Source organism: Flagellimonas algarum, assembly GCF_040513375.1.
GTDB lineage: Bacteria > Bacteroidota > Bacteroidia > Flavobacteriales > Flavobacteriaceae > Flagellimonas_B > Flagellimonas_B algarum.
On record NZ_JBEVTG010000001.1, the window covers coordinates 910,653 to 923,624 of the forward strand.

Annotated in this window: 8 protein-coding genes; 4 read left to right on the top strand and 4 right to left on the bottom strand. The window is 47.0% G+C overall.

Annotated features, from left to right (window positions below; all coding sequences use genetic code 11):
- Both ybeY and ABV409_RS04315 read right to left on the bottom strand, forming a co-directional pair.
- The gene (gene ybeY / locus ABV409_RS04310; RefSeq protein WP_353876316.1) at positions 1 to 423 is read right to left on the bottom strand and encodes an rRNA maturation RNase YbeY; all 423 of its coding nucleotides are present in this window, start codon (positions 421 to 423) and stop codon (positions 1 to 3) included.
- A complete protein-coding gene (locus tag ABV409_RS04315) occupies positions 413 to 3,853 on the bottom strand; it encodes a coiled-coil domain-containing protein (protein WP_353876317.1) in 3,441 nt (1,146 codons plus the stop codon). The genes ybeY and ABV409_RS04315 overlap by 11 nt, the downstream gene beginning before the upstream one ends.
- 135 nt (positions 3,854 to 3,988) lie before the next feature.
- On the opposite strand from ABV409_RS04315, the gene ABV409_RS04320 reads away from it, so the two are divergent.
- Together ABV409_RS04320 and gltX are read left to right on the top strand one after the other, a co-directional pair.
- Positions 3,989 to 5,032 (top strand): alkane 1-monooxygenase, encoded by a 1,044-nt coding sequence (locus tag ABV409_RS04320; RefSeq protein WP_353876318.1) that lies wholly within the window; start codon positions 3,989 to 3,991, stop codon positions 5,030 to 5,032.
- Between the two features lie 56 nt (positions 5,033 to 5,088).
- A complete protein-coding gene (gltX, locus tag ABV409_RS04325) occupies positions 5,089 to 6,600 on the top strand; it encodes a glutamate--tRNA ligase (protein ID WP_353876319.1) in 1,512 nt (503 codons plus the stop codon).
- A gap of 9 nt (positions 6,601 to 6,609) precedes the next feature.
- On the opposite strand, the gene ABV409_RS04330 is transcribed toward gltX, so the two are convergent.
- Positions 6,610 to 7,326 carry a hypothetical protein gene (locus tag ABV409_RS04330; protein WP_353876320.1) on the bottom strand — a complete coding sequence of 239 codons (717 nt, stop codon included), beginning with the start codon at positions 7,324 to 7,326 and terminating at the stop codon, positions 6,610 to 6,612.
- 238 nt (positions 7,327 to 7,564) lie between these two features.
- Between ABV409_RS04330 and ABV409_RS04335 the strand changes: the two genes are divergently transcribed.
- Complete coding sequence (locus tag ABV409_RS04335; protein WP_353876321.1) at positions 7,565 to 8,491, top strand: SPFH domain-containing protein; 927 nt, start codon at positions 7,565 to 7,567, stop codon at positions 8,489 to 8,491.
- 290 nt (positions 8,492 to 8,781) lie between these two features.
- Here ABV409_RS04335 and ABV409_RS04340 read toward each other — a convergent pair whose 3' ends face one another.
- On the bottom strand, positions 8,782 to 10,467 hold the full coding sequence (locus tag ABV409_RS04340) for a glutamine--tRNA ligase/YqeY domain fusion protein (protein WP_353876322.1): 1,686 nt from the start codon (positions 10,465 to 10,467) through the stop codon (positions 8,782 to 8,784).
- Positions 10,468 to 10,722: 255 nt separating this feature from the next.
- Between ABV409_RS04340 and ABV409_RS04345 the strand changes: the two genes are divergently transcribed.
- Positions 10,723 to 12,969 carry a T9SS type B sorting domain-containing protein gene (locus ABV409_RS04345; RefSeq protein ID WP_353876323.1) on the top strand — a complete coding sequence of 749 codons (2,247 nt, stop codon included), beginning with the start codon at positions 10,723 to 10,725 and terminating at the stop codon, positions 12,967 to 12,969.
- The last annotated feature ends 3 nt before the right edge of the window (positions 12,970 to 12,972 follow it).

Genomic DNA, 12,972 nt, shown 5'->3' on the forward strand with positions numbered 1-12,972 from the left:
CTAATGTTCCACGTGGAACAGTTTTATCATTTTATCCTCCTCATTGCGCATATCCGCCCTGTCCCCTTCTGTCTTGTCCTTCCATCCACACAAGTGCAATACACCATGCACCATCACCCGCAACAACTCGGTAAACGAATCAACACCTAGGGCTTTTGCATTATCGTTTACCCGCTCGATTGAAATAAAAATATCACCGGATATCGTACCGGAATCGGTGTAATCGAACGTAATTATATCCGTAAAGGTATCATGGTTTAAATACCGTTGATTGATGTCCAACAGATACTGGTCATCACAAAAAACATAACAAAGCGTGCCTTGTTCTTTTTCCTGAGCAAGAACCACCCTAGTTAACCAATCGGAGAATTTGGTTGCGTCGTTCAGCTCGAACTCGGTTTCGTAACAATATTCAATTTCCATCTTTAAAATAGACCTTAACCTTTTCTTGGTGTACGCGGCGCAAAGGTAGCGCTTGTCTATTTAATATCTCAATTGTTGGCTTCTTAGCCTTAAAGACCCCAGGCGGGGATGTTATTGGGTTGGAGTATTGTTTCCAATTGGTTTCGGATTTCCGTTCACTGTTCTTTCCTTGTTCCAACGCAGCATTTTCCAACTTCAGCAACTGATGTTGTATAGTGTTCATCTTATTCAGTGTCCTTTCCGTTATTCCATTGTCCAATAGATCATTCTCGAAATCTTCCATTTGACGCAATAGCCTCTTGCTCAACTCGCGGTCTTCTTGACGAATCATATTCGCTAGCTGTTGTTCTAGCGCAGAACGGATTTTCTGTTGCTCCTTATAAATCTCATATACCTCCTCTAAACCCAATTCATTCCCTGAACCGCTACCGCCATTTACGCTCCCTTCTTCTGCGCCCTTTCCTTGGCCGTTCTGACCCTTACCCTCTTCACCGTTTCCCTGCTTTCCTTGGCTTCCACTTTGACCATTACCGCCTTCTTGACCTTGCTTGCCCTCACTTCCTTGCTGCTTACCCTGTTCTGAGTTCCCTTGCTTCCCTTTTCCTGAAGAACCGCCTTGTTGCATCCGATCTTGAAGATCGGATTGTCCTTTAATGATATCCGGCAATTGAAAGCCCTCTCCTTGTCCCTTTCCTTGACCTGACATCATGCTTTGTTGCATATTGTCCAACAAATCCGCCAAGAAATCGGCCAATGTATTTGATGCGGTAAGCACATATTGCTGATAAGAAGACCCTTGGTACAATTGGTTGTTGGCGATGCTCTCCAAAGACTTATCGATATTGTAATAGACCTCTGTGATCTGGGTATTGACCAATTCAGACAACTCAGCCCTGCGCAACGATAATGCGAAGAGACTATCATCAACATGTTCGAACAGCCCTCTCAATTGTTTCTGTTTCCGAATGGTTTTAGAAAACTCGCTTATGCCATCATCCGATGCACTCACCCGGTCGAACAACCCCTCTTGCTGGAAGCTGAAACGAATGAGATTATCCAAAATCTGGCGAAGCATTTCAGCATCTTCTACAATTGATGAGCCTCCCCCTGCTGATGCACTTTGCCCTAACCGTTGGCTCAACTCTTGCATTTTCTTTGAGGCCGATCGTTGCTTTTGGCCAATCTTATCTTCCGATTGCTGCCGTTCCAATTGACTAGACGATTCTTCGCTTCCTTGATGCTTATTGATTTCTTCCAAAGCTTCGGACTGATCTTTTTTGATACTTTCTTGAACCCCTTTTTGGAAATCCAAATCAAGCGGCTTTTTCAATGCGTCATTGTCCTTTTTTAAGTCATCCAATTCTTTGTCGATAGCTTCGAATGACTCGTTCAGTTTCTGCTGCTCTTCATTGCTGAATTCTTCACCTAACTTCAGCTTTGAAAGTAACTCTTGACGATCCGCCAACTCTTGAAGCTTTCGCGATAACTGGGCAGCCTTTTCCGTAACGTAATACCTTTTGGTCAATTCCAACAACTGCTCTAAATTCCGTTTTGAACTGCTCTGGCTCTTGGCCAAGTCTTCCAATCGTTTTTTAAGGTCTTCCTTTTCTATTTTGTCGGCAACCTTATCCAATTCCTCCAACAGCTTCTTATTCTTTTCCGCTTCCCGTTCTTGTCTTTCCAGACGTTCCTTGAGCAATTCATTCATCTCTGAAGGTTCCTCCGATTTGTCCAAATTCTCTTTGAGCTGTTTGCTGAACTTTTGCATCAAAGCCTCTTGCTGTTCCTGTTTCTTGACGAACTCTTTGATCTGTCCCTTCTGATTGAAATCCAGACTTTGATATTCCTTTTGCGTATCGTTGATCTCTTTCAACGAACGTTGCTGTTCTTCCATTTGATCTACAGTTCGTTCGAAATTCTTCAAAATCGACTTCTGATCCTCTATCACCCTCTCTTCCAGCTGTTTATCATCAAACAATTTTGTTGAAAACTCTTGACTTCGGACTACTTTGCCTCCTCTAAGTCCATCATTATCAACAACTTCGAAAAACAAGGTGTACCCCAGCCCGGGTTCAAGCTCCAAACCTGAAGGATAGGTATAGTAAAACTGTTCGACATTCGTGCCAGGGCGCATTAAGGTCGTTCGATAAATCGTTTGGGGGTTGTCTTCCTTGAAGTAACACAACCGAATCTCGCTTACGGCGATATCATCCGATGCCAAGCCTTCAAAATATCGCAGATTGGGTTGTAAGGAATCCAATTCTTGGGTCACCTTTACACTAGGTGAGGCGTCCTTCACCACTTGAATTTGATATCCCAGACGTTCATAGTCCTTAACTTCATTATTGGATGTCCGAATCTCATACTCATTCGATTCAAACAAACGGCGTTCTAAGGTAAACTTGGTTCCTTCCATTCTGAAGGATTCCTGATCATCCCCGGATACCATCTGAATCTCATCAGCGTTGATCGACTCCAAGTCCCACGTAATTTCCGTTCCCTCAGGGACGACGGCATTGCCGCTTCCTTTTATGATTTCATTGCCCTTATTCAAATATGCCGGATACGCCAATGCCATTTCAAAGGAATTCAAAGCAGGCACCTTCACCACTTCGACATAGTAGCTGATCGACCCGAACCCATTGGCAACAAACCGAAATGAACCGCTCTGAAACGGTGGCTCCAACTTATGGGTGAATTGGCCGTTGTCTGACCTCATGACGATCTCCTTGCCCCCGTAATCAAGAAGAACCCGCTCAGGTCGTGCCGAGCCTTCCGTGGCTACCGTGATGGTCAATGCTTCGTTTTCCAACACCCTCAAACTATCGTTCATCAGCACGAACTGGAAAGGGGCCGGTTTGGCATAGGCCACTTCGTAGTTTAGCAATCGGTTATGCGAACCCAAAAACGAATCCAATTTTCCACTTACCAACAACATCAATACGACGGCTAAAGGCACGACCAACCACCTGGCATTCTTAATACTGTCTTTATAGTTGAGCGCCTTTTGAAAAGGAATGGGCCGAAGTTTTGTCGAACGCGATTCGATAGCCGCTACCAGCAAGTCCGATTTTCCAGGCTGTGCGACCAAATCCAACAAATTCACTAAACGATCGTCGACCTCCGAAAAGTGACGTCCAATTAGTTTTGAGGCCTCTTTGTTTCCGATGCCATTCTTAAGTTGAAAAAGATAGAATAGCGGTTCCAAAATATAACGGTATAGTAGAAAGACCCCCGCCAAAACGAGCACTAGGAGCAATACCAAACGGGCGGTGGTTCCCATCCAAAGCACATATTCCGCTGCCGTAACCGCCAACCAAATCAAGCTGCCAATGAGCACAAACAGGATCAGGCCGCGAACCAAACGCAGCGTGTAATACTTCTTTATGAAAAGCTTGAGCTTATTTAAGATGTGCTGATAACTCTCCAAATTCCGTTATATTTATTACCAAGATACCTGTAAGTTCAACGCATTGTTTAAAATTTTATGTTAAATCACACCTGGCAAAAAGCGGGATGGTGATGGAACGGAAAAACCTGCGTTGCACCGCTACCTAAAAAACGTATGATGCTCAAAGACCTTAAATACCTCGCTGCGATGACCATACCGATTTCAGCGATCATCAGTCTATACTTCAAAGGGTATGTCAGTTATTTTACCCCTTTCTATGCTTTCGTCATTATCCCGATACTGGAAATGCTGTTGCCTCAAGACAGTTCAAACTTAGAAGGCGAAGTTCTTGAGCAAAAGATCAAAAGCAAAATATTCGATTGGATGCTCTACCTCAACGTGCCGGTCGTGTTCGGATTCCTATGGTATGGCCTTTGGGATGTAACCCAAAACACCTACGCCCTTTACGAGCTCATCGGGCTTGTCTTGACCATTGGTATCGTATTGGGCGTGAATGGTATCAATGTAGCCCATGAACTGGGACATCGCCAACACACCGTTGAACGGTATTTGGGTAAGTTGCTGTTACTCCCTTCCTTTTACATGCACTTTTATATCGAACACAATTTTGGGCATCATGCACACGCCGCGACAGAAGAAGATCCGGCTACGGCACGGTACAACCAGTCGGTTTATTCATTTTGGTTTACCTCAACCATCAGACAATATGGCAATGCGTGGGCGATTCAAAAAAACCTATTGAAAGGTGGTTCTTTTTTCTCCCTTAAGAACGACATGTTGTTCTATCTCTTTTTCCAGGCGCTCTATTTGGTCGTCGTCTACGCCCTCTTTGGTCTTCAGGCCGTTGCATTCGCTTTGGCCGCCGGAGTCGTTGGCTTCTTACTTTTGGAAACCGTGAACTATATCGAACACTACGGGTTGATGCGATTCAGACTGCCCTCAGGACGCTACGAACGGGTTCGCGAATGCCACTCGTGGAACAGTAACCACGTCATCGGAAGGATCGTTTTGTACGAATTGACCCGGCACAGCGATCACCATTATAAGTCTTCCAAGAAATACCAGACCCTCGATTATCACGATATTTCACCCCAAATGCCTTATGGGTATCCGACCTCTATGGTGCTTTCTTTTCTACCTCCGCTCTGGTTTGCTATCATGAACAAAAGGATCCCAAAAGAAATGCGCCAAGCCTAAGCTTAAACTTTAGTACCGTTACTGCAAACCGTATCTTTGTGGCTTAACGTGAAATCATGGGCCAAAAAGTAAGGGTGCGCTTTGCTCCCAGTCCTACCGGACCGCTACATATCGGCGGTGTTCGCACCGCTTTATTCAACTATCTCTTCGCCAAAAAACACCAAGGGGTTTTTGTTTTGCGTATCGAAGATACTGATCAAAACCGCTATGTCGAAGGGGCTGAGGAGTACATCAAAAATTCGTTGGAATGGACAGGCATTCCCTATGACGAAGGTCCTGGTAAAGATGCAGGATTCGGGCCCTACCGCCAGAGCGAACGAAAACACCTCTACCAGGCCTATGCCGAACAACTTATCGCACAAGGTCATGCCTACTATGCCTTTGATACTCCTGAACGTCTTGATTTTCATCGTGCAGATCACGAAGCCAAAGGCAAGACCTTCATTTACAACTGGCACAACCGCATGAAACTGGACAACTCCTTGACCATGGATGATGCGCAACTGTCTGAAAGACTACAAGACAACACCCCTTATGTCATCCGATTCAAAAGTCCCCAAGATCGGATTTTGATCTTGAACGACCGTGTCAGGGGCAGCATTGAAATCGATACCAACTTACTCGATGACAAGATCCTATTCAAGAGTGACGGAATGCCCACCTACCACCTGGCCAACATCGTTGACGACCATTTGATGGAAATCAGCCATGTCATACGCGGGGAAGAATGGCTGCCTTCATTGGCGCTTCACCAGTTGTTGTATGAGGCCTTCGGTTGGGATGCACCTGAATTTGCCCATTTACCGCTCATCATGAAACCGACCGGAAAGGGAAAATTAAGCAAAAGGGATGGCGAAAAAGGTGGTTTTCCGGTATTTCCATTGCGTTGGAACGAATCGGAGGGCTACAGGGAGGCGGGTTACCTCCCTGAGGCCGTCATCAACTTTCTCGCCTTTCTAGGTTGGAACCCCGGAACCGAGGAAGAGCTATTCGGTCTTGAAGAACTGATCGAGGCGTTTGAATTGGACCGCGTTAACAAATCGGGCGCCCGTTTCGATCCCGAAAAAACAAAATGGTTCAACCACCAATGGCTGCAGCGCATGCCGAACGCCACGCTGGCCTCAGCCTTTGAGCAAGTATTGCAAGGCCATGGTATCGACACTACGGCTTATGACAGCGAGTACATCCACAAGGTCGTTGAAGCTGTCAAAGAGCGGGCCGACTTCACAGCTGATCTATGGGAATTGGGGAGTTATTTCTTCATCGCCCCCGATTCGTACAACGAAAAAGCGGCCAAGAAACAGTTCAAAGAAGGAACGGCAGCCATCTTGGGCGAAGTCGCGACCCTTCTAAAACCCATCGAAGCGTTTGAGTCGGAAGCGATCGAATCACGGATCAAAGCATGGATCACCGCCCAAGAACTTTCGTTCGGAAAGGTCATGGGTCCATTACGCTTGAGCGTAGTCGGCGATTTAAAGGGGCCCCACCTCTTCGATATCATCGCCATGATCGGCAAGGAAGAAGCGCTGGATAGGATTCAGCATGCCATTGGTTACATCGAAGCCTAAAGGCCCTGCCTAAAATCGAATGAGCACCTTTAGGAATTCCTGTACCGTTTCCGATGAACCGATGGGCAATCTCAGCAAACGCACCAACACCAAGGACAGGCCAATGTAAGTCGCTTGGTGTTTTAGTTTGCCGAATTTGTTCGCGAACAACAGCAACAAGGGAATGTAAATAAACTCCGCTGAAATCACGACGAACATCGGATTCAGCTTTTCGGGGGGCAACACGGCGCGCCAGAAAACAATCATTCCCCGCCCTACCGCCGGCATCATCATATAAAATGCGCTAGCGATCAACCACCAGGCATGCTCATGAAGTTGTTTTCGTTTGGTGATCCCCTTGATGATCGCATAGCTAAATGCCAACATGAGCAGAAACTCGACCACCAAAGTACCATAGTAAAACCCCACTGGGGGTCCTGGCCTATCCGGGGTCCAATCCGCGACCAACTTCAGGGGAAAATCAAGCAGGCTGAAGCCGGTGAAAATAGCCCCACCCGCGATTAAAAACCCAATGATGCCCCAGGTTCGATGTGTTTCTATCCGACCTTTCACGGCTAAATAGGGTTGTGCTACCAGAAAAAGATACCAGCCCGTTACCAACCAAAAGTGGATGTGGAACTCCCAGCCTTCCGAACTGAAGGTTGGATAGTAATATGGAAATATGCTGACTTGGATCAATAGTAGGATGCCTATCATCCATTGGTAAAGGTGGGTATAACGTTTCATTTCAAAACAAAAGTTGGTTTATGATCTTAAGATACACTTCCAAATCGATTCCAGCCCCATCGATCGTTTCGCTGGTCCCTTTATCTGTGTGGCCGACCCCTCCTTCGATGTTTCCGGCAATCGGTCAAGCTGTTGCTAGATCCACTTCTTGGGCGTTTTGTAACATTTTGATGGAAATCGACACCAATGAAGTGCCGAGTTTCGTAACTTCCTTTTATCAACTATAAATTTTAGCACCATGGGTACTCTCTATTTAATACCATTGACCTTTTTCGGGCTGATCATTCTTTTCGCCTCCTTTTTCATCGTCAAGCAACAGACCGCCGTTGTGGTCGAACGCTTTGGACGTTTTCAAAGCATTCGAAACTCAGGGCTCCAAATGAAGATCCCATTAGTGGATCGTATTTCGGGCCGCCTAAGTTTGAAGATCCAACAACTCGATGTCATCGTCGAAACCAAGACTTTGGACGACGTGTTCGTCAAATTAAAAGTATCGGTGCAATACTTGGTCATTAAAGAAAAAGTATATGACGCTTTTTATAAACTGGAATATCCACACGATCAAATCACCTCTTTCGTTTTCGATGTGGTTCGTGCCGAAGTACCGAAAATGAAACTCGATGACGTGTTCGTAAAAAAAGACGACATCGCCATTGCCGTAAAGCGGGAGTTACAGGAGTATATGTCGGAATACGGATATGACATTATCAAGACCCTCGTCACCGATATCGACCCCGATGCGCAGGTCAAGTCGGCCATGAACCGGATCAATGCCTCGGAACGTGAAAAAATCGCGGCCCAGTTCGAAGGGGATGCCGCACGGATCCTCATCGTCGAAAAAGCAAAGGCCGAAGCTGAGAGCAAGCGTCTTCAAGGTCAAGGTATCGCCGACCAGCGTCGTGAAATCGCACGAGGGCTCGAAGAGTCTGTCGAGGTGTTGAACAAGGTGGGCATCAATTCCCAAGAAGCATCCGCTTTGATCGTGGTCACCCAACATTACGATACCCTTCAGGCCATTGGTGAAGAAACCAATACCAACCTCATCTTGCTTCCGAATTCACCCCAGGCCGGTAGTGATATGCTCAACAATATGGTTGCCTCGTTCACGGCAAGTAACCAAATCGGTGAAGCGATGAAAAACCAAAACAAGAAAAAAAGCGAATAGATCCGCCTTAGCGATTTAAAAACCCTTGTCTCGATTTGCATGTGTCGATCGGAGCAAGGGTTTGCTTTTTACAAAAGCAGCATGCCCCTAAATCGGCAACAGCGTCATATTTGGATCATCAAGACGGCACTTCATCCAAATAACACGAATAAGGCCCGTTAACGAACGATCGAAGACTTAAATATACCAATGGGTCTCTTGTTTTGGATCGGCCTTTAGAAGCGCCCAAAACAAGCTGGAAAAATCAATCTTATCAATGGAATCCCAAAGTGACATAGAAAACTTCTATGTTACTTGTTTTGTTGGATTTTGGCCCAGGTATCGCGCAAAGTGACCGTCCTGTTAAATACCAATCCATCAGCGTTCGAATCGGGATCTACATTGAAATACCCCAACCGTTGAAACTGGAATCGGTCGCCGATTTTCGCTTCTTGTAAACTTGGTTCCAAAAAGCCCGTCAACTTTCGGAGCGAGTCGCGATTGACGAACTCCATAAAATCCTTGTCTTTATGCCCATCCGGGTTTTCATCGGTGAACAATCGATCATACAAGCGCACTTCGGCCGTGACCGCATGGGGGATCGAAACCCAATGCAAGGTGCCTTTTACCTTTCGCAAACTTTCCTCGGTACCGCTGCCACTCTTGCTCTTGGGGTCATACGTGCACTGCACTTCAATAATATTCCCATCGGTATCTTTGGTGCAACTTTCGGCCTTGATGATGTAACCGTTCTTTAAACGTACTTCGCCACCTAGCTTTAATCGAAAGAACTTGCGATTTGCCTCTTCACGAAAATCCTCTTGTTCGATGTACAGTTCCCTTGAAAAAGGAACCTTTCTGCTTCCAGCAGTAGTATCTTCCGGATTGTTCTCGGCATCCAACCATTCCTCCTTACCCTCTTCGTAATTGGTAATCACCAATTTGAGGGGGTTCAACACCGCCATCACTCTGGGTGATATCTTGTTCAAATGCTCCCGAACGTGGAATTCAAGCAATGAAACATCAACCAGGTTTTCCCTTTTGGCGATACCAACGGTCTCCGCGAAGTTGCGGATCGAATCCGGCGTATATCCCCTTCTACGTAGTCCGGATATGGTAGGCATGCGTGGATCGTCCCAACCCGATACGACCCCTTCCTCCACCAATTGGAGCAATTTTCTTTTACTTACTACGGTATGACTGAGGTTCCTTCTTGCGAATTCACGCTGTTTGGGTCGCAATTTTTCAGAAGATACCAATTGGTCTAAACACCAGTCGTAGAGCTCTCTATGAGGTAAGAACTCGAGCGTACACAGCGAATGCGAAACTTGCTCGATATAATCACCTTGTCCATGGGCCCAATCGTACATGGGGTAAATACACCAATCGGTTTTTGTGCGGTGATGCGCTTGGTGCAGTACCCGATACAGAATGGGGTCGCGCATGAGCATATTCGGAGAGGCCATATCGATCTTGGCCCGCAACACATGGACCCCCTCTTCGAAATCGCCGTTTTTCATGCCCGCGAACAAGCTCAGATTATCGGCTATGGAACGGTCTCTAAAAGGGCTGTTGATCCCAGGTTCCGTAGGGGTTCCCTTTTGTTCGGCCATCGCTTCTGATGACTGACTGTCAACATAGGCCTTACCATCTTTGATGAGTTGAACCGCCCATTGGTACAGCTGCTCGAAATAATCAGAGGCATAGCACTCTTGGGCCCAACGATAACCTAGCCATTCGACATCACGTTTGATGGCGTCCACAAAGGCCTTTTCCTCTTTGGCTGGATTGGTGTCGTCGAACCGCAGGTTGACCGGTGCGTTATAGCGCTCCCCAAGTCCGAAATTCAAGCAGATCGAACTGGCATGACCAAGGTGCAGGTAACCGTTTGGTTCCGGTGGAAAACGAAAGCGGAGCGAGTCGTCCGAATAGCCCGATCCTAGGTCTTCCTCAATGATATGTTCAATAAAATTCAAGGATTTTTTATCCTCTTCCATCGCCTCAGAATTAAGTGGCAAATGTAGCAAAAATGCGGTGTTTTACAGGTTTTTAGCAGAGGCTCCATACAAATAGTGCCATTTCACAACAAGAATCCATCCCCCCACAACATTAAGTTTCTGTGCCACAGTGAAATGTTAATATTTGTTATTGTTAGAACCTACTTGAAAAACCCAGCGTGCTTGACACGCTAACTAACTAAAAACGAGCGCCTTGATAGTCAAGGCCAAAAAAATGCCCCAAAGCTACCGCCTATGAGACCTATTTTCAACCGTGGTTGTGTACTTGCGCTAGTCTGCCTCTTGGGAATGGCAACGACAACGGCCCAGGTATTGAACAAACCTACACCTGCAGACAATCCCAATCTGCCCGGAAACTCCCCTTGGACAGCTGCCTGTGCCTCTGATGACTTCAACGACTACTTCGTGAATTTTACCTGGAACCCCCCTTTGGTGGGCGGTGCCAATGAATTTATCCTCGAACTTTCCGATGCTGACGGCGATTTCTCTTCACCGACGGAATTGGCTCGTGTCGATGACATGAACACCACTTTTGATTTTGATTTTCAATTTGCCTTGCCCAATGATACCCAGGGTGACGGTTACCGCTTTCGAGTGGTCAGTACCGATCCCGCCATGCAAAGTCCACCATCGGACCCCTATTCGATGTACTATATCGGCTACAACGATCCCATCTTGATCAGTCGCGACGGCAACGGCACCATACCCCCGGGAGGAACGATCCAAATTTGTGGGGGAGGTGATATCACCTTGGCCACCCACAATGTGCCCGATCCTGGAAACTACCGCTACAGCTGGTACCGAAGTGGCACTCCATTAAGTGGCAATTCAAACCAAATTACCGTTTCCCAAGCCGGGATGTACTACGTCGAAATCGACTACGGCGTCAACTGCTCGGGTTCTGCGAATACTCTTTCGAATACCATCGAAATTACTGTTGGTAGCTCTTTGGGCATTGCCATTAACCCCCCGGCACGTAGCAATTTATGTGATGGGGAAACCTTAGACCTCACCACCAATATCACCGGAATGGGATTGAACTATACCTGGTATAAGGATGGAGCGATCGTTGCCGGCCCGACTGTAGATGGAAGCACCTACACCGTCGACGCCGGAATTTCTGGCTTTGAAGGTGATTATGCCGTTGAGATCGATGGAACAGGTGTCTGTGTCGAACGATCTAGCACCATCGCTATTGGTAGGGCGGGTGATTTTGAAGTAACCCGCACCAATGATGCGGCCATTGTCATCTTACCAGGTGACAACACCACGCTTCAAGTCACTACAACAGCAGACAGCCCCACCTACCAATGGTTTAGAAACGGTGTAGCTATGGGCGGTGAAACCAGTGATGCGCTTATCGTATCGGATGCTGGAACTTATTTTGCCCGTGTCACCCAAACTGGCGGCCCTTGCGGAGCCTTCAGTCTGGATTCGGAACAGACCGTTGTGTCACTCCCCGCTTCCTTTGAATTGGTTATTGACTATACCAGCGCCTATACGGACTGTGTCAATACGGAAATCACTCTGACCATTGCAACGATCAATGCCGTTGCTTCGAATGGGGCTACGACCGATGTGACTTCCCAATTGATCAATGACTTCAACTACCAATGGACCAGGGACGGAGCCGATCTTTCAGGCGCTACGGCCCAACAACTGACCTTGTCCGAAGTTGCCGATAATGGGCAATATGGGGTCGATGGACAATTGGATGCCTTTTTAGCCAGTTCGAACCCGCTCAATGTAAGCCTGCGATCCAATGAAAGCTTTACCATCAATGCCGACGGCACGACGCTTTGCGATGGGGGGGTTGTTAGCATGACCACTACCCGAGATCTCAGCGGCGAAAGCTTTAGATGGGTGCGTGATGGCGCAACCATAGGCACTACCGAGACGCTGAACGCCAATGAGGCGGGAACTTATGAGTTATTGATAGAAACCGACGCCTGTCCGATCCGATCCAACGCAATTGTCGTCACTAACTTCGATGATTCGGTCGTCAATGTCGATGCCGATGCCAACGTGGTCATCGTAGAAGGTACAACGCGAACCGTCACCGCGACCGGCGCCGATTCATACCAATGGTTGGATACGAACAATACCCTGTTGGGCAGCGGCCCATCGTTCACTTTCGATACCGAAGGACAGTACTTATTGTTGGCCACCTCGGGCAATTGCGACATCAGTCGGGTATTCACAGTGTCATACCGAGACACTTTTGAAATTCCAAATGTGATCACCGCGAACGGCGATGGTATCAACGACCTCTGGATCATACCGAACTCGTATTCCGGGAATTCGGACGTTACGGTCATTCTATACAATGAGCAAGGCGAAGAGGTCTTGAATGTGAACAATTACCAGAACAACTGGCCAGAGTCAAGTACTCCGTTCAGCAAACGAAACCAGATTTTCTATTATAAAATCAAACGAACCAGCGAGACCCTACGACAGGGTACGATAACCGTTATCCGATAGACC